This window comes from Sphingomonas arvum (assembly GCF_026013565.1).
GTDB lineage: Bacteria > Pseudomonadota > Alphaproteobacteria > Sphingomonadales > Sphingomonadaceae > Sphingomicrobium > Sphingomicrobium arvum.
Window position 1 is genome coordinate 479,895 of the sequence record NZ_JAPDOB010000002.1, and the last position, 17,089, is coordinate 496,983.

The window sequence follows — 17,089 nt, forward strand, 5'->3', positions numbered from 1 at the left end:
CACTCCGCGCCGGCGCTCAGGGCCGAACCTCGGCCAGCCTTCCGCGTTGATCCAGCATGTTCGAAACCCTCACCTACGCCCCGCCGGTGAAGCGCAGCGTGCTGATCGCCGGTCACCAGACCAGCATCAGCCTTGAGCCGCTGTTCTGGAGCGCGCTGGAGATCGCCGCGCGGGATTCCGCGCTGCCAGTGAACGCGCTGGTGGCGGAGATCGACGAGGCCCGGCTACAGGTCGCCGACCCTCCGAACCTCACCTCGGCGATTCGGCAGTGGCTGTTCGGCCGCGCGCTCGGCGGCTGACAGGATCGCGCGGGCGAAGCGAGGCTTGGCGTCCTCGGCACAGTGCAGGAAGAGCGCAGGCTCGATCAGCTCCAGTTCGATCACCTGCAGCTCGCCCGAAGGCGCCACGACCAGATCAACGCGGGCGTAGGTGGCCTCGGCCGGAGCGGCGGCGAGGGCCTGCTGCGCCAATTCCAGCGCTCCCGGCGGCGGCGCGCACGCCACCGTGTCACCGCCAAAGTTCGGCTGCACGCGAAAGTCACCCGAAGCGGGCCGCTTCACCACCGTGTGGCTCAGTTCGCCCCCAAACAGAATCAGCGAATACTCACCGGTGGTCTGGATGGTCGGCAGCCACGGCTGGATCATCATGCGCTGGCCGTGCACGTCTTCCGGCACGGCTGCGCCATCGCCCCGGCACAGGCGATAGGTGCCGCTCGCCCCGGCTGAGACCGGCGGCTTGACGACCACCTCCTCCGTTCGAAGCGTGCCGAACGCCGCCGCTAGCGCCGCTTCGTTGAGGTGGTCGACCTCTAGCGTCGGCACGGTCGGGATGCCGCGCCGGTTGAACTCGGCGAGGTACGCCTTGTCGCTGTTCCAGCGCAGCAGCGGAACCGGGTTGATCACCCGTCGGCCTTCCGCTTCGAGCCGGTCGAGCAGCGCCAGCCATTCCGGGTAGCGCAGGTGATAGCCCCAAGCGACCAGCGGCAGAACGGCGTCGAACGGATCGAGCTCGCCGGCCGCCGTCCATGGTCGCGAGGTGACCTCCGCACCCGCTTCGCGCAGCGCCTCGGCCTGGACATGGAACGCCCAGGCGAACGGCTCCGGGTACTCCGGATCTGGCGTCAGCAGCAGCAGCCGGGTCATCGGGCGAGAAGGATCCGCGCCTGGTTCGCGATCTGCGCCAGCATCGGCACGCTCGGTGCACCGGCCGCGCGGGCGCGGTCAACCACGCGGCGGAACTGCTGGATGCGGGGCGCCTGGCGCTCGCACCAGCGCTCCACCGCCGCTTGCGGGTCCTCGCCGCGGCTGCGGCCCAGCCAGTCGAGCCGGAGTTGTTCGAACTCGCGCGCGAGGCCGGCGACGAGCAGGCGCTCCCACTGGTCGGCCGGGGCGAAGCGGCCGATCTGGCTGGTTGCCCAGTCGATCCCCAAGGCTTCGCCGAGGCGGACATAGGCCTGCGCGAGTTTTAGCTCGTCCGTTTCCTCGCGGGCGCCAAGCGCAACGATCCCGAACACGCCGTCTAGTTCGTAGAGCTTGACCAGGCCGCGCGTGATTTCCGGGCTAGCGCCCAACCCGACCAGCCGCTGCTCGCGCTCTGCCGCTTCGTGCCGGACCTCCTCGCGAATGATGTAGCGCGCGGCGGCGTTGACCTTGTTCAGGCCTGGCTCGAGCAATGCCACCAGCTTGCTGACGTTCGTCTCGCCGCCGCCGGCGCGCAGGACGTCGCTGATGTGCGCACGGATGCTCTGCGCAGCCGTGGCGAACAGTTCCAGCCGGCCTTTCTCGGTGACGTCCGCGCCGTCGATCCGATCCCACAATACGTCAAGCTGCAGCAGGTGCTCGGCGGCCAGGAACGAGGCGACTACCTGGCCCAGGCTGGCGCCTTCCTCTTCCGTCAGGTCGAGCGCGGTGCTCGGCCCAAGGCGGTTGACGAAACGGTTGGCGATCTTGGTCGCCAGGATTTCATTCCGCAGCCGGTGGGCGAGGATGGCATCGCGCTGCTGCTTGCGCATCGCGTCCGGGAACGCCGCCAGCAATTGCTCGTGCAGGAGCGGGTCGTCGGCCAACGCGAGGTCTTCGGCCGCGTCCTGCAGCGCCAGCTTGGAAAGGCTGGTCAGAACGCTCAGCTCTGGCCTGGTCAGCCCGCGATTGTCGGTCGCGCGGCGCAGCAGCACGTCGCTGGCATCCAGCCCTTCGACCCGCCGGTCGAGCCGTCCACTCGCCTCCAGCAGTTCCAGCGTGCGAACCTGCGCCGGCAAGGCCGCCGCCCCGCCGCTTTCGGCGATGGATATCGCCAGTGTCTGCAGGCGGTTGTCTTCCAGCACCAGCCTTGCAACGTCGTCGGTCATCCGCGCGAGCAATAGGTTGCGACTTTCGAGGCTGAGCCGCCCTTCGCGCATCTCCCGGTTAAGCGGAATCTTGATGTTGACCTCGTTGTCCGAGCAGTCGACCCCGGCCGAATTGTCGATGAAGTCGGTGTTGCACCGCCCTCCCTTGGCAGCGAACTCGATCCGCGCCGCCTGGGTAATTGCCAGGTTTGCGCCCTCGCCAATGACCTTGGCGCGCAGCTCGGCCGCATCCACGCGCAGCACGTCGTTGGTCGGGTCGCCGACGGCGCTGTTGGCCTGCGTCGAGGCTTTCACATACGTGCCGATGCCGCCGAACCAGATGAGGTCGACCGGTGCTTTGAGGATGGCGGTGATCAGCGATGTTGGGTCGATCGTCGCCGCCTCAATCCCCAGCGCCTCGCGGGCCTCCGGCGTGAGCTCGATCTGCTTTTGCGTGCGCGGCACGATCATTCCGCCGGCGCTCAGCAGCTTGCGATCATAGTCGTCCCAGCTCGACCGCGGCAGTTCAAACATCCGCTTGCGCTCGAGCCAGCTTTCCGCCGGGTCGGGATTGGGGTCGATGAAGATGTGGCGGTGGTCGAAGGCAGCGACCAGCTTCAGGCACTTGGAGAGCAGCATGCCGTTGCCGAACACGTCGCCCGACATGTCGCCGCAGCCGACCACCCGCACCGGCTGGCTCTGCACGTCCACACCCATCTCGCGGAAGTGGCGCTGGACAGAGATCCACGCGCCCTTGGCGGTGATGCCCATCGCCTTGTGGTCATAGCCGTTGGACCCACCGCTGGCGAAGGCGTCGCCCAGCCAGAAGCCGCGGTCGAGCGCGATCTGGTTGGCGACATCGGAGAAGGTAGCAGTGCCCTTGTCGGCAGCGACCACGAAGTAGGGATCGTCCCCGTCATGGATGACCACGCCGTCGGGGTGCACCACCTTCTCATCGACGATGTTGTCGGTAACCGACAGCAGCGAGCGGATGAAGATACGGTAGCTTTCCGTGCCCTCGGCGAGCCAGGCGTCGCGACTGCCGATGGGCGGCAGCTGCTTGGGGTAGAAGCCGCCCTTGGCGCCCGTTGGCACGATCACCGCGTTCTTGACCAGCTGGGCCTTCATCAGGCCGAGGATCTCCGTGCGGAAATCGTCGCGGCGATCGGACCAGCGCAGGCCGCCACGAGCGACCGGGCCACCGCGCAGGTGGATGCCCTCGACCCGCGGTGAATAAACCCAGATCTCGCGATACGGCACGGGCGCCGGCAGGCCCGGCACCTTGGTCGGATCAAGCTTGAACGCGAGCGCCTCGGCCGCGGCGGGTGCGAAGGCGTTGGAGCGCAACGTGGCTTCAACCACGGCGCGGAACAGCCGCAGGATGCGATCGTCGTCGATGGCGGAGACCGACTGCAGCGCTCCGTCGAAGGCCGTTCGGGCGGCACCGACCCCGGTCTCGCGAGCCTCGCCAACGGCCGGATCGTGCGCGGCCGTGAACCAGTTGATCAATGCCCGGGTCGCATCCGGCGAGCGGCGCAGCGCATCGACGATGGTGACGAGGCTGTAGGCGACTCCCGTCTGGCGCAGGTAGCGGAACCAGGCGCGCAGCCATACCACCGGCTGGGGGTCCAGGCCGGCCAGCAGTACCAGCTGGTTGAACTCGTCGTTCTCCGACCGGCCCTCCAGCACCGCGCCGATCGCGCCTTCGATCACCTCCGCGCGGGTCAGCAGTGTTTCGGCATCGCCGCCCTCGGGCAGGGCCACCAGGAAATCGTGGACGTGGCCCAGGCTGCCATCGCCGAGGGCCGTTGGCTGCTCCTCAAGCACGCGAAAACCGAAGTTCTCCAGCACCGGAACGGCGTCCGACAGCGGCACGATGCTCGACTTACGGAAGATCTTGAGCCGCAGCTGGCCAGGCCGCTCGGCCGCGGAGCGGACCAGGCGGACGCCGCGCTGCTCGTCGCTGTCGAGTGCGCTGATCCGCAGGATGTCCGCGGCAGCCTCCTGCGGGCGGACCCGCAGGCGATAGGCTTCAGGGAAGCAGGGCAGGTAGGACAAAGCCAGGCGCGTGGCCCGGCCGCTGCCGACCGCCTCCACCAGTTCGCTTTCGACCGATGGGCCCCAGCCGCGCACCATCTCGACCAGTTGCTGATCAAGGGCGTGCACGTCGGGCAACGGCCGCGAGGGGTCGAAGCCGAGCGTCAACCGGATCAGTGCCAGATCGCCGTCGCCCAATTCGATCGCCAGGCTCTTCACCGACGACAGAACCGCTTCCTCGATCATCCGGCTGATCGCGATGCGGCGGGTGGTGGTGAGTTCGTCACGCGGCAGCCAGACAAAGGCGAACAGGTGGCGGCGGAGCGCGCCGGGCAGCAGCAGGAGGGCGGGGCGGGGCCGGTCCGCCAGGCTCATCGCGGTCAATGCGGCCGCGCGCACGTCACGCGGGTCGAGCGACACGAGCAGGTCGTGGGGCAGGTTGGAGATGACGTGCGCCAGCGCCTTTGCGCCATGACTGGACGGCGAGAAGCCGAATTCCTCATCGAGAGCGGCGAGATGTCGGCGAAGCACCGGCACCTCCAGCGGTGGCGAGCGCAGCGCGGCGCTGGTCCATAGGCCTGTATGCAGGGACACGCTGCCGTCGCTGCGCAGGACCATGACGACGTCCAGCGGCACCCGGCGGTGCACGGGCGACACTCGGTCCGCCTTGAGGATCAACACCCGTCGCTCCTCGCCACCGACCTGCACCGTGGCGGCGGCCGGGTTGAAGTCGCCATCCCACAGTACCAGCCGGTCGCCGCGCAGGATGCCTCGGGCGCCCGTAATTGCGCCGCCAGCGTCCAGCTCGGCATGGCCAAGCAGGGTGAAATGGTTGTCGGCCAGCCACTGCAGCAGTGCTGCATTCTCGGGATCGTCGCTCTCCAGCGCCGCCGCGTCCGCCGCCATCTGCGCAGCCATCGCCTTCCAGTCCTCGACGGCCGCGCGGACGTGGCCCAGCACCGTGTCGATCTCGTTGCACAGCTCCTGCCGCCCGCGTGCGTCGGCGCGGTCCAGCTCGACGTAGATGATCGATTCCGGCTTGCCCGAGCCAATCTCTTGCAGTTCGCCAATATCCGAGCGGCTGACGTCGACGATCGGGTGCAGCAACCGGCGCACGGTCAGGCCGTACCCGGCGATCACGCCGGCGACGCTGTCGACCAGAAACGGCATGTCGTCGTTGACGATCGCCAGCCGCATGACCCGTTGGCCGGCCTCGCCGCCCATCGACTGCAGCTTCAGGGCGACCTGGCCCGGGTGGCGGTTCCGGGCCACTTCGGCGACGAAGCGGGCGGCCTCCGCCTGCTCTTCGGCCGTGAAGTTCTCGGTCTCGCCGGGCAATGCGCCTCGAACCAGCGCGTCGCGCAATGATTGTTCTTGGGGCCGCGAGACGCGATCAGCTGCCAACATGCTGGGCTTGGTCCGGTGCTGTGAGAGTGTCGCGGGCCTTTAGGACGGCCTGCCGCACCGGACAACCCGTAGGGGCCTCGCGTGGCCGCCCGGCTAGTGCGCTGCCTTCTTCAGAGCCTTATCGAGCAGGGCGGCGTCGCTGACCGCGGCGATCGGCGCCACCGCACCGGTCGCGTCGCGGCGGACCAGCACCAGCGCGAACTCGCCATTGCCCGCCAGGCTGTCCAGCGGCCGCGCGTCGGCGACGCGCAGGCGGTTGACGATGCGCTCGCGCCAGTCGCCCACCGGCTGCCCGTCCGGCCGGCGCAGCTGGCGCTCGGCCTCCACCAGCCCCTTGAGACCACCGTCCATGCCGTCGATGAAATCCAGGAAACCGCCGCGCTCGACGCCCTGGCGCGAGGCATAAGCGAGGGCGGCGGCATATTCGGTCAGCCGCGCCTTGTCGTAGTCGGCGCCGAACACGAGCTTCACGACCGGGGTCATGGGCGCACGGGCCTGGGGCACGATACCGCTTTCATCCATAAGTCGCTGGTATTCGTCGGGCGCATCGGCGGCAGCGCAGGCGAAATCGTATGCCTCGGCCAGCGCGCGGTAGAGCGCCTGGCGGCTGCGCCCGTCGGCGATCTTGGCATCCTCGGCCGTGGCGCGGGCGGCAACCAGCCACTCGACCAGCTCGGCCTCGTCCTCCTCAGTCGGCACGTCCCATTGGACGGGCGAAGCTTTCATTGGCTCGGACGCGGGCTCGGCGAAGTCCACCACCTCGGCAACCGGCTCCTCGTCGGCCAGATCCAAAGGCTCCGCGGACAGCTCCAGCGGCTCCTCGGCCAGCTCGACCGGGTGCTCCGGCAGGACCGCGCGCAACACGCGCATCGAGTCCTCGGCCGGCGCCTCTGCAGCCGGCGCGATCTGCACCGGTTCGGCTTCGTAGTGACCAAGATCGAGCGGCTCCACCGGCTGGTCGAGGTCGAGCGGCGGGTGTTCGTCCGTCAGCTCCAGCGCGTCATGCTCCTCCGTCAGCTCCAGCTCGCCGAGTTCCAGCACCTCGTCCTCGTCCCCCGGCACCTGGACGGCAACGTCCGGCACCTCTTCAGCCGTGACCTCCGCGTCGCTCCAGTTGAACACGCCGTAGACGAAGTCGATCGTGTCACCATCGGATGAGAAGGGCATCAGGATGCCGCGGTAGCAGCGGCCCTGGCCGCGCTGGTTGGCGAAGGTCACCTCGACCCCGACCGGCTCGCGGCTGTCGAGGATCTGCGGGTAATAGCCGGCCAGCTTGGCCAGCAGCGAACCGTTCGGCACCTCCGCCAGGCTATCGCTCTCCGCGTCCATGTCGCATTCGCGGCGCAGGGCGGCGCCGACATAAGCGGCCGTGGCGCTGGCAGGTCCGGTGGTGAAGTCCAGCAGCACGCTGTGCTTGGCGAAGTCCGCGATGCTGGACGGCTCCAGATCCTCGATCGAGGGGAAGTCGCGACCGGCCAGCAGCGAGGCCCAGTAGTTGTAGGCTCGTACCTGCATGCGCCGCTCGTCGGAACTGTCCAACTCGTCCGGCACCTCCGGCGCATGGCTGCCGAAAGCCGGCTCGAGATCGTTGGCGAAATCGCGAAAGTTATCCATGCGGCGGTTCCGATTCGTGCGTTTCTGCCACGGAGATACGCCGAACGGCGTTACCAAAGCGTTGAGCATATCGGTTCGACTCGCCGCTGAATCGGTCCGTCGCAGCGGGTGAGTCCGGCGGAGTCGCGCCGCGTTGGGACGATCATGGCATCGAGCTTGATCCGGGATGCACGCTACTGGCCGGACGAGCGGGCGCTGGAGCTGTGCTTCACCACGGGGCGGCGGTTCATCTACCTGGGCGTGCCGGCGCCGGTCGCCGAAGGGTTCGTCGCCGCACCGTCCAAGGGCCGCTTCTTCAACCAGTCGATCAAGGGCCGGTTCGTCTGCCACGAACTGGCCAGCCCCGCCGCTCCACGCAAGCGCCGCGCCGCCAACGACTGAACCGTCGCGGGACACCCGGAACCAGCCGTAGGGCTTGGCGTTCGTTACGCCAGCACAACAGGAGGCATTTTCATGGCCGATCTCAACAACGACGGCGTCAACGATACCGGCCGTGGTCCGGTGGAGCACACAACCATCGTCGAAACCGACCGTGGCGGCGGCGGCGGCGGCGTGCTGGCGGCGGTGATCCTGGTGATCGCACTGCTACTGCTCGCCTACATGTTCCGCGACAGCCTCGGCTTCGGCAACAAGACCACCGAAGTGAAGGTGCCGGACTCGATCAACGTCAACGTCAACTAAGCGGGGGACCCGCACGCGCCGATCGCCGTCGCCGCGTGCGGGTTTTCACTTGTGACGGCCGGGCGTAAGGCGGTGTCATGCTGAGCAACGCCACGCCCGCCTACCTTACCGGCTTCGGCGGCCACTTCGCGACCGAGGCCGTGCCTGGGGCCCTGCCGCAGGGCCGCAACTCGCCGCAGCGGCCCGCCTTCGGCCTCTACGCCGAGCAATTGTCTGGCACCGCCTTCACCATGGCCCGGCACGAGAACCGGCGCAGCTGGCTGTACCGGCTGCGGCCAACCGCCGATCATCGGCCATTCGAGCACTATGGGGGCGCACCGCGTTTCAAGGCTGACGCGGGCGCGGAGCCGCTTGCTCCCAACCGCCTGCGCTGGGACCCGCTGCCGGAGCCCGCGCCTGGCACCGACTTCGTCGACGGCCTGACCACCGCCATGTTCAACCGCGCGCCGTTCGAGCTGGAGGGCGTGGCGGTCCACCTCTATGCCGCCAACCGCGACATGGGCGGCCGCGTGTTCTTCTCGGCCGACGGCGAGCTGCTGATCCTGCCGCAATCTGGCCGCCTGGACCTCATGACCGAATTCGGCCGACTGGAGGTCGCGCCCGGGCAGGTTGCGCTGGTCCCGCGCGGCGTCCGGTTCCGGGTGGCGCTGCCGGACGGGGCCGCACGCGGCTATGTCGCCGAGAACTATGGCGCTCCGTTCCGCTTGCCGGACCTCGGCCCGATCGGGGCCAACGGCCTCGCCAACCCGCGTGACTTCGAGACGCCCATGGCCGCGTTCGAGGATCGTGACGAACCGACGGAGGTCATCCAGAAGTTCGGCGGCGAGCTATGGGTCACGACCCTCGACCATTCGCCGCTGGACGTGGTCGCGTGGCACGGCAACCTCGCCCCGTGGCGCTATGACCTCGCGACCTTCAATGCCATCGGCACTGTCAGCTTCGACCATCCCGACCCGTCGATCTTCACGGTGCTGACCTCGCCGTCCTCGGTGCATGGTCGGGCCAACGTGGACTTCGTGATCTTCCCGCCGCGCTGGATGGTGGGCGAGGATACGTTCCGCCCTCCGTGGTTCCACCGCAACGTGATGAGCGAGTGCATGGGCCTGCTGACGGGCGAGTATGATGCCAAGGCGGAGGGCTTCTCGCCCGGCGGTCTCAGCCTGCATAATCTGATGGCTGGGCATGGTCCCGACGTCGACACCTGGCGCAAGGCGTCGGAAGCGGAATTGAAGCCAGTGAAGATCGGCGGCACCATGGCTTTCATGATCGAAAGCTGCTGGCCCTTCCAGGTCACCGCCGAGGCACTCGGCCGGGCGCAGAGCGACTATGACCTCGCCTGGGCCGACTTCCCCAAGGCGCGCCTGCCATGAACGGCCTCGACCACACCCACGACCCCGCGCTGACCAGCTGGGTCGACAGCGCCAACGGCCATCGTGACTTCCCCATCCAGAACCTGCCACTGGGCGTGTTCAGCGCCGAGGGGGCAGGCCGGCGGATCGGGGTGGCGATCGGCGACTTCATCCTGGACCTGACCCAGGCCGCCGACCTGCTGGACGAGGAATGGCGCGAGGAACTGGCGTTGCCGGTGCTCAACGCCTGGCTGGCCCGCGGCAATGGCGACGGCCGCTTATTGCGCCATCGCCTGTCCGAGCTGCTGAGCGATCCGCGCTACCGCGACGATGTCGAGCCGCTGCTGATCGGCCAGTCGGAAGCGACCATGCACCTGCCGTGCCTGGTCGGCGACTACACGGATTTCTACGTCGGCATCCATCATGCCACCAACGTCGGCAAGCAGTTCCGCCCCGACCAACCGCTCTTGCCCAACTACAAATATGTGCCGATCGGCTATCACGGCCGCGCATCCAGCGTGCGCGCCTCGGGCGAGCCGGTCATCCGGCCGTCGGGCCAGCGTAAGCCACCCGAAGCGGAGGTGCCGGTGTTTGGTCCCTCCCGCCGCCTCGACTACGAATTGGAGCTCGGCGTGTGGATCGGCCGCGGCAATCGGTTGGGCGAGCCGGTTACGGTCGGCGAAGCGGGTGAGCATGTCGCCGGCTACTGCCTGCTCAACGACTGGTCGGCCCGCGACCTGCAGGCGTGGGAATACCAGCCGCTGGGGCCGTTCCTGGCCAAGAACTTCCTGACCAGCATCTCGCCCTGGGTGGTCACGGCCGAAGCGCTGAAGCCGTTCCGCGTTCCCGCCATGACCCGGCCGGAGGGCGACCCGCAACCGCTCGATTATCTGCGCGACAGCGATCCGGCGCCCGGCCTTGGTCTGACCGTGGAGGCGCTGCTCTCGACCGCCCAGATGCGCGAAGCTGGACAGGGCGCCCACCGCCTGAGCCATGGTAGTGCGGCCGCCGCCATGTACTGGACGGTCAACCAGATCGTTGCCCACCACACGGCCAACGGTTGCAACCTCCAACCAGGCGACCTGATCGGCACCGGCACCCTGTCGACCGACAGCGACACTGGCCTCGGCTCGCTGCTGGAGATCAGCCGCGGCGGCAAGCAGCCGATCGAACTGCCCACCGGCGAGACCCGCAGCTTCCTGGAGGACGGCGACGAGCTGATCCTGACCGCGCGGGCGGAAGCGGAGGGCGCCGTCCCGATCGGCTTCGGCGAGTGTCGCGGGCTGGTGGTCGGATGATCGGTCGTTTGCTGGCGCTCGCCGTCGCCGCCTTTCTCGCGAGTCCTGCCACTGCCGCGCTTACTCCGGCCGAGCAGCGGATGGCCGCGACCGTGCAGGCCGAAAATGACCGCACGCTCGGGTTGCTCGAGCGGATGGTCAACCAGAATAGCGGTACGCTGAACCTGGCCGGGGTCGAGGCAGTCGGCCGGATGATCCGCGCCGAACTGGAGCCGCTCGGCTTTCAGGTCCGCTGGATTCCATTGCGGGAGACCGGCCGCGCCGGGCATCTGGTGGCCACCCACAAGGGCCGGGCGGGTACCAAGCGTCTGCTGCTCATCGGCCATCTCGACACGGTGTTCGAGCCGGACTCGCCGTTCCAGCGCTTCGTTCGGGAAGGCAACAAGGGCCATGGCCCCGGCGCGTCGGACGACAAGGGCGGCGTGGCGGTGATGATCGCCGCTCTCCGCGCCATGCAGGCGGCCGGCACCCTGCGCGGAGCCAACGTCACTGTCTTCCTGACCGGGGACGAGGAGGACGCCGGCAGCCCGCAGGCGATTGCCCGCCGCGACCTGATCGCCGCCGGCAAGGCGGCCGACGTCGCGCTCGACTTCGAGGGGCTGGTCCGCGAGAATGGGCAGGACATGGGCTCGGTCGCCCGGCGCAGCGCGCAGGATTGGGTGCTGACCGTCCGAGCCCGCAGCGCCCACTCGAGCGGAGTTGGTGGCGGTTCCGGCTACGGCGCAATTTACGAGCTGACCCGCATCCTCGACACGTTCCGGCGCGAGCTGCCTGAGCCCAACCTCACCTACAATGTCGGGTTGGCCGGCGGCGGCACCACCGCCGCCTTTGACGCCGGCAAGGCGCGGGTGGAGGCGACCGGCAAGCCCAACATCATCGCTCCGGTGGCCGTCGCCCGCGGTGACCTCCGCGCCCTCAGCGCCGAGCAGATCGCCCGCGTGCAGGCAAAGATGCAATCAATCGTGGCGCAGAACCGCCTGGCTGGCGTGACCGGCGCCGAGCTGGTGTTCGAGGAAGGCTATCCGCCGATGGCGCCGACCGCCGGCAACCGGGCCATCCTGGACCGGCTAAATCGGGTCAACGCCGACCTCGGCCTGCGCGCCATGCCCGCCCTTGATCCGATCAAGCGCGGCGCGGGGGACATCAGCTTCGTCGCGGCCGACGTCGACGGGTTGATCGGCCTGGGCCCGGCGAGCAGCGGGGACCATACGGCCGAGGAGCGCGTCGACCTTCCTACCATCCCGCTCCAGGCGACCCGCGCGGCCATCCTGATGAGCCGCCTAGCCCGGGAGCGGCGATGAGCGACGTGATCGATAATCGACAGGAACGGCGCTTTGAGCTGGACCTCGGCGGCGGCGGCATGGCCTTCACCGCCTACCGATTGGAAGGTAACCGGATCGTCTTCCCGCACACGGTGGTGCCCGAAGGTCATGAAGGGGAGGGGATCGGCAGTCGGCTGGTCCGCGCCGCGCTGTCGTCCGCTCGGGAACGCGGGCTCTCGGTTGTTCCGCAATGCTCCTTCTTCGCTGCCTACATGGCGCGCCATCCCGAGACGCACGACCTGCTCGACCCGGACGCCGCCGGTCTGCTCGACCATTAGCAATCGATTCTCGCCGATCATGTGACCTTTGCGTCACTTGTCAGTCGCGCTTGCGCAAGCCCATAGCAGCCACCTTGCGGCCGCATGTTCCGCGGCCAGGGAGGGGAAGTACCCGCATGACCAAGTTCCTTCGCAGCGCCCTGCTGGGCGCCAGCCTGCTCGGCCTCGCCACCGCCGCGACACCCGCGTCCGCGCAGCAGGTCGACCGCATCGTTACCTTTGGCGACAGTTATGCCGACGACGGCAACCTGTTCCAGCTGACCGGCCTCAACCCGCTGACCTTCCAGAACGGCATCTACCCGACGGGCCGATTTTCGGGCGGGACCAATTATGTCGACACGCTGTCGACCATTCTCGGCGTGCCGGTCGAGAACTTCGCCGTTGGCGGCGCCACTGCCGTCCGCGGCAGCGGTTCGGCCTTCGACCTCCAGCTGCAGGTCGATCAGTTCCTGAATGTCGGCACGCAGCTGCCCGCATTTCCGAACGGCGCCCCGAGCTTCGACGCGAACGACCTCGTCACCGTGTCGATCGGCGGCAACGACGCCCGCTACTTCCAGCAGGGCATCTCCAACGGTCGCACCGTGACCGACTCCATCAACGCCACCACGACCCAGCTCAACCGGCTGGTCGGCGCCGGCGCGCAGAACTTCAGCGTGCTGGCCGGCAACACTGCGCTCCTGCCGGAGATCGCAGGCAACACGGCAGCGCAGCAGACCCGTCAGGCGTTCTCGAACACCTACAACACGGCCGTGCAGAACCTGCTGGCCGGCTACGCCGCAAACGGCGCGGTGGTCCACTATCTCGACCTCACGGCCGTTTCGAACAGCATCGCGCTCGATCCGGCCGCCTACGGCCTGGCGAATGGCGTCGCTTGCCCGGCAACCCAGGCCAACGTGATCTCCGGCTGTGCGGGCTACCTGTTCTACGTCGACAATCTGCACCTTAGCTCGAACGGTTTCGCGGTGGTTGGCCGTTATGTCGCGGCGCAGCTGCAGGGCCCGCTGGTGCTCGCCGCCCCGTCCGACCTGCAGCTCGACACCGCCCGCCAGTTAGGTCGCACGCTGGAAGGTCGGCTCGACACCGGCAGCCCGCGTGACGGCGAGACGGCGCAAGGGCTGCGCGTGTTCGCGCAGGGTGAGGCCTTCTCGCGCGATGCGCGCGCGACCACCCGCACCAACGGCTTCGACATCGACGGCGTCGGCGGCACGGCGGGTGTGGAGCTGGGCTTCGGCGGCAACGGCCTCATCGGCCTCGCCGGCGGGTACAGCCACGGCCGGACCAAGTTCCACACGAACACCGCCGACGGCAAGGCGCGCACCTGGCAGGTCGGCGGCTATGCCGGCTACGCCGTCGGGCCGGCGTTCGTGCAGGGTCACCTCGGCTACGGCCGGACCAAGCATGAGTTCGACCGCACCGGCGTGGTCCTGCCAGTCGGCGGCGACGTCGACGGCCACCATGTGGTCGCCGGCGCTAAGGCCGGCTACCTGGCCCCGCTCAGCATCTTCCGCGCCGGCCCGTTCGTCGCGCTCGACTATGCCCGGGCGACAATCGACGCCTACACCGAAGAGGGGGATGCGGCCCTGACGCTGAACGTCGGCAAGCAGCGCGTGAAGGCGGTGACCGGCAACCTCGGCATCGAGGCGCGCGGCGACTTCGGGGGTCGCGGCGTCGGTCTGAAGCCGTTCGTGCAGGCCAGCCTGGAAAAGGAGTTCTCAGGCGACGGGCGTACCATCCGCTTCGCGCAGACCGCCTCGCCGGTGATCGTCAACAGCTGGGCGCTCGATGACCGCTCCAAGAAGCTCTACGGCCGGGTTGCGGGCGGCGCCTCCGCGGCGATTCTGCCGGGCACCAGCGTCGACCTGCAGCTCGGCACCACCGTCGGCAAGGATGAGGGCAACGAGACCAACGCCCAGGTCGGCGTTCGCGTCGGCTTCTGATCGGAATTCGATTTGAGACCAAAGAGGGCGTCGGCCAAGTGCCGGCGCCCTTTTTGATGCACGGGCGTTTTCGCCGGGGCTGGATTGCCGGAGAACGCCGATGCCGATGAACTTGCTACCGCCGTCCACACTCAGCCGTGAACTGCGAGAAGGTCGCTCGGGCGACCTGACCCGCCGGCGTTGGGCGATCGGGCTGAGCTTCGCCGGTGGCACGATCGGCATGATCGTCGCCGCCTACCAGACCGGCATGATCAAGCGGCTGCCCGACGTCCTTCCCGGCCGCATCTGGGATGCGGAAAAGGTCGATGCCTCCGACTATGCCTACAAGCGGCTTCAGGGGCCGGATGGGCCACTGATGATGCTGACCTATGCGGTGACCGCCACCCTGTTCGCTACCGGCGGCAAGGAGCGGGCCGAACAGCAGCCGTGGATCGTGCTTGGAGCCACCGCCAAGGCGTGGGGCGACCTCGTCACCTGCCTGCAGTTGACCCGCGAGGAGTGGCGCGACAATTGTGCGCTATGCAGTTGGTGCCAGGTTGCGACCGGCCTGAGTGCAGTCACCGCTGTCCTCAGTGTGCCCGAGGCCCTCCAGGCTGGCCGGGCACTGCTGGGCGCATCCGCGCAGCCCGCCTGAGCGCTACTTCGCTGCCTTTCGAAGGGCCAGCCGGACCAAAGCGTCCAATGTTGCCGCCGGCCCCAGCTCCTCGTTGGCCGCTGCGACGGCGGCGCTTGCTTCGGCCGGCTTGAACCCCAGGTTGGCGAGCGCCGAAAGGGCGTCCGCCGCTGCGCCGCCCTTGGGGGTTGCAATGCCCGGCGCGAGTCCTGCCGCCAGCCCGAGTTTGCCCTGCAGCTCCAGCGCGATCCGCTGCGCCAGCTTCGGGCCGACCCCGCTCGCGCGGGCAATCATCGCCTTGTCCCCGGCCGACACGGCGCGCGACAGTTCGTCCGGCGACAGGATCGACAAGATCGCAAGCGCCAGCCGCCCGCCGACACCCTGGACCAAGGTCAGCTGCCGGAACGTTTCCCGCTCAGCCGCCGAGCCGAAGGCGAACAGCGTCATGCTGTCCTCGCGTACCTGTAGTTCCGTCAGCAGCACGACCGATCCACCGGCCGGGGGTAAGGCGTCCAGCGTCTTGCCCGACGCGAGGACCAGGTACCCAACGCCGTTCACGTCGATGACGGCGCTGTCGGCGGTTGCTTCGATCAGCACGCCCGATAATCTGGCAATCACGTCGTCAGTCTCCCCCCGCGCTCACGCCCCCGCTGTCGATGGACGAGCGCCGCGCACCCTTGGTCTTGCGATTTCTTGGATCCGCCAAGCTCAGGGTGAGCGCAAGCTGCTTCGTGCTGTGCTCGCCAGGTGGTGCGCATGGGTGATCGCCACGGCCAGCGCATCCGCGGCGTCCTCGCCCGCGATCACCGCTCCGGGCAACAGGCGAGCGACCATCGCATGCACCTGGTCCTTGGCCGCGCCGCCGGTGCCGACCACCGCCTTCTTGACCAGCGTCGGCGCATATTCCCCGACGGCGAGCCCGCTCCGCCCGGCGCACATCAGCGCAACGCCGCGCGCCTGCGCCAGCTTCAGGGTCGAGCCCGGGTTCTGGTTGACGAATACCTCCTCGGCGGCCGCCGCCTGAGGCCGGTGCTCGGCGATCACCGCCTCTAGTGCGGTCGCCAGCAGCACCAGTCGTTCAGCCAAGGGAGCGGACGTGGGCGTCCTCACCTGCCCATTGGCAACATGCGCCAGCCGATTGCCGTCCGCCCGGATGATCCCCCAACCCGTGCAGCTGAGCGACGGATCAAGGCCAAGCACGATCAGGCGAGCTTCTCCGCGACCGCGTCGCTGATCTCGTAATTGCCCCACACGGTCTGGACGTCGTCGTCCTCGTCCAGCGTGTCGATCAGCTTGATGAGCTGCGCCGCGTCGTCCTCGCCGACCTCGACCGGGGTCTGCGGCCGCCAGGCGAGCTTGGTGGCGTCGGCCTCGCCGAGGCTGCCTTCCAGCGCCTTGGCGACCTCGTGCAGGCTGTCGACGCTGGTCCAGATGCGGTGGCCGTCATCGTCGCTCTCGACATCGTCGGCACCGGCCTCGATCGCCGCTTCCAGCACCTTGTCGGCGTCGCCCGCGGTCGCCGGATATTCGATCAGGCCGAGCCGGTCGAAGCCGTGGCTCACGCTGCCCGATGCGCCGAGGTTGCCGCCGTTCTTGGAAAAGATCGTCCGCACGTTGGTCGCGGTGCGGTTGCGGTTGTCGGACAGCGCTTCGACGATCAGGCTCACCCCGCCGGGGCCAAAGCCCTCGTACCGGATCTCTTCATAGCTCTCAGCATCGCCCGCCGACGCCTTGTCGATCGAGCGCTGGATGTTGTCCTTGGGCATGGATTGCGCCTTGGCGGCCAGCACCGCCGCGCGCAGCCGGGCGTTCATCTCCGGGTCCGGCAGGCCCATCTTGGCCGCGACCGTGATCTCGCGCGACAGCTTGGAGAACATCGCCGAGCGCTTCTTGTCCTGCGCGCCCTTGCGATGCATGATGTTCTTGAATTTGCTGTGACCTGCCATGGCCGTTGCTCTCCTTAGTGCAGGCCCAGCGCGTTGCGGTAGGTCTCAAGCAGCGCGTCCTGCTCGTCGCGGGCGTGCTTCTCCATCTTTCTGAGCCGGACGATCTGGCGCATGATCTTGCTGTCGAAGCCCGTCGCCTTGGCCTCGCCGTAGACGTCCTTGATGTCGTCCGCGACACCCTTCTTTTCCTCTTCGAGCCGCTCGATGCGCTCGATGAACAGCCGCAGCTGCTCTGCCGAGACGTTGTCGTCCGCCATAAACCCCGATTCCCCGCGTGAATG

At 68.3% G+C, this 17,089-nt stretch carries 16 protein-coding genes; 9 read left to right on the forward strand and 7 right to left on the reverse strand.

Annotated elements, in window-relative coordinates:
* Positions 1 to 56 precede the first annotated feature (56 nt).
* Positions 57 to 299, forward strand: a complete 243-nt coding sequence (locus OMW55_RS09825) for a ribbon-helix-helix domain-containing protein (protein WP_264882782.1) — start codon at positions 57 to 59, stop codon at positions 297 to 299.
* Here OMW55_RS09825 and OMW55_RS09830 read toward each other — a convergent pair.
* The 3 genes from OMW55_RS09830 to OMW55_RS09840 all read right to left on the reverse strand — a co-directional run bounded on the left by OMW55_RS09830 (position 225) and on the right by OMW55_RS09840 (position 7,384).
* Positions 225 to 1,142: an ATP-grasp domain-containing protein gene (locus OMW55_RS09830; RefSeq protein WP_264882783.1), complete on the reverse strand. Its 918-nt coding sequence runs from the start codon at positions 1,140 to 1,142 to the stop codon at positions 225 to 227. The genes OMW55_RS09825 and OMW55_RS09830 overlap by 75 nt on opposite strands.
* Complete coding sequence (locus OMW55_RS09835; protein WP_264882785.1) at positions 1,139 to 5,770, reverse strand: NAD-glutamate dehydrogenase; 4,632 nt, start codon at positions 5,768 to 5,770, stop codon at positions 1,139 to 1,141. Before OMW55_RS09835 ends, OMW55_RS09830 begins: the two co-directional genes overlap by 4 nt.
* A gap of 93 nt (positions 5,771 to 5,863) precedes the next feature.
* On the reverse strand, positions 5,864 to 7,384 hold the full coding sequence (locus OMW55_RS09840; RefSeq protein ID WP_264882786.1) for a PAS domain-containing protein: 1,521 nt from the start codon (positions 7,382 to 7,384) through the stop codon (positions 5,864 to 5,866).
* Between the two features lie 156 nt (positions 7,385 to 7,540).
* On the opposite strand from OMW55_RS09840, the gene OMW55_RS09845 reads away from it, so the two are divergent.
* The 8 genes from OMW55_RS09845 (at position 7,541) to OMW55_RS09880 (ending at position 14,883) form a co-directional block, all read left to right on the forward strand.
* Complete coding sequence (locus tag OMW55_RS09845; RefSeq protein WP_264882787.1) at positions 7,541 to 7,765, forward strand: KTSC domain-containing protein; 225 nt, start codon at positions 7,541 to 7,543, stop codon at positions 7,763 to 7,765.
* Positions 7,766 to 7,837: 72 nt separating this feature from the next.
* The gene (locus OMW55_RS09850) at positions 7,838 to 8,065 is read left to right on the forward strand and encodes a hypothetical protein (RefSeq protein ID WP_264882789.1); all 228 of its coding nucleotides are present in this window, start codon (positions 7,838 to 7,840) and stop codon (positions 8,063 to 8,065) included.
* Between the two features lie 77 nt (positions 8,066 to 8,142).
* The gene (gene hmgA / locus OMW55_RS09855) at positions 8,143 to 9,435 is read left to right on the forward strand and encodes a homogentisate 1,2-dioxygenase (RefSeq protein ID WP_264882791.1); all 1,293 of its coding nucleotides are present in this window, start codon (positions 8,143 to 8,145) and stop codon (positions 9,433 to 9,435) included.
* Complete coding sequence (fahA, locus tag OMW55_RS09860) at positions 9,432 to 10,712, forward strand: fumarylacetoacetase (protein ID WP_264882792.1); 1,281 nt, start codon at positions 9,432 to 9,434, stop codon at positions 10,710 to 10,712. Before hmgA ends, fahA begins: the two co-directional genes overlap by 4 nt.
* The gene (locus OMW55_RS09865) at positions 10,709 to 12,013 is read left to right on the forward strand and encodes a M20/M25/M40 family metallo-hydrolase (protein WP_264882793.1); all 1,305 of its coding nucleotides are present in this window, start codon (positions 10,709 to 10,711) and stop codon (positions 12,011 to 12,013) included. Before fahA ends, OMW55_RS09865 begins: the two co-directional genes overlap by 4 nt.
* Complete coding sequence (locus OMW55_RS09870) at positions 12,010 to 12,312, forward strand: GNAT family N-acetyltransferase (protein WP_264882794.1); 303 nt, start codon at positions 12,010 to 12,012, stop codon at positions 12,310 to 12,312. Before OMW55_RS09865 ends, OMW55_RS09870 begins: the two co-directional genes overlap by 4 nt.
* A gap of 116 nt (positions 12,313 to 12,428) precedes the next feature.
* On the forward strand, positions 12,429 to 14,249 hold the full coding sequence (locus tag OMW55_RS09875) for an autotransporter domain-containing protein (protein WP_264882795.1): 1,821 nt from the start codon (positions 12,429 to 12,431) through the stop codon (positions 14,247 to 14,249).
* A gap of 100 nt (positions 14,250 to 14,349) precedes the next feature.
* On the forward strand, positions 14,350 to 14,883 hold the full coding sequence (locus OMW55_RS09880; protein WP_264882796.1) for a vitamin K epoxide reductase family protein: 534 nt from the start codon (positions 14,350 to 14,352) through the stop codon (positions 14,881 to 14,883).
* A 3-nt stretch (positions 14,884 to 14,886) separates the two neighbouring features.
* Here the strand turns inward: OMW55_RS09880 and ruvA are convergent, their stop codons facing one another.
* The 4 genes from ruvA to OMW55_RS09900 all read right to left on the reverse strand — a co-directional run bounded on the left by ruvA (position 14,887) and on the right by OMW55_RS09900 (position 17,065).
* The gene (gene ruvA, locus OMW55_RS09885) at positions 14,887 to 15,480 is read right to left on the reverse strand and encodes a Holliday junction branch migration protein RuvA (RefSeq protein WP_264882798.1); all 594 of its coding nucleotides are present in this window, start codon (positions 15,478 to 15,480) and stop codon (positions 14,887 to 14,889) included.
* Between the two features lie 90 nt (positions 15,481 to 15,570).
* Positions 15,571 to 16,068: a crossover junction endodeoxyribonuclease RuvC gene (gene ruvC / locus OMW55_RS09890; protein WP_264883980.1), complete on the reverse strand. Its 498-nt coding sequence runs from the start codon at positions 16,066 to 16,068 to the stop codon at positions 15,571 to 15,573.
* Positions 16,065 to 16,808, reverse strand: coding sequence for a YebC/PmpR family DNA-binding transcriptional regulator (locus OMW55_RS09895; RefSeq protein ID WP_264882800.1), 744 nt, complete (start codon positions 16,806 to 16,808; stop codon positions 16,065 to 16,067). The genes ruvC and OMW55_RS09895 overlap by 4 nt, the downstream gene beginning before the upstream one ends.
* Before the next feature lie 14 nt (positions 16,809 to 16,822).
* On the reverse strand, positions 16,823 to 17,065 hold the full coding sequence (locus OMW55_RS09900) for a DUF2312 domain-containing protein (RefSeq protein ID WP_264882802.1): 243 nt from the start codon (positions 17,063 to 17,065) through the stop codon (positions 16,823 to 16,825).
* Positions 17,066 to 17,089: the final 24 nt, after the last annotated feature.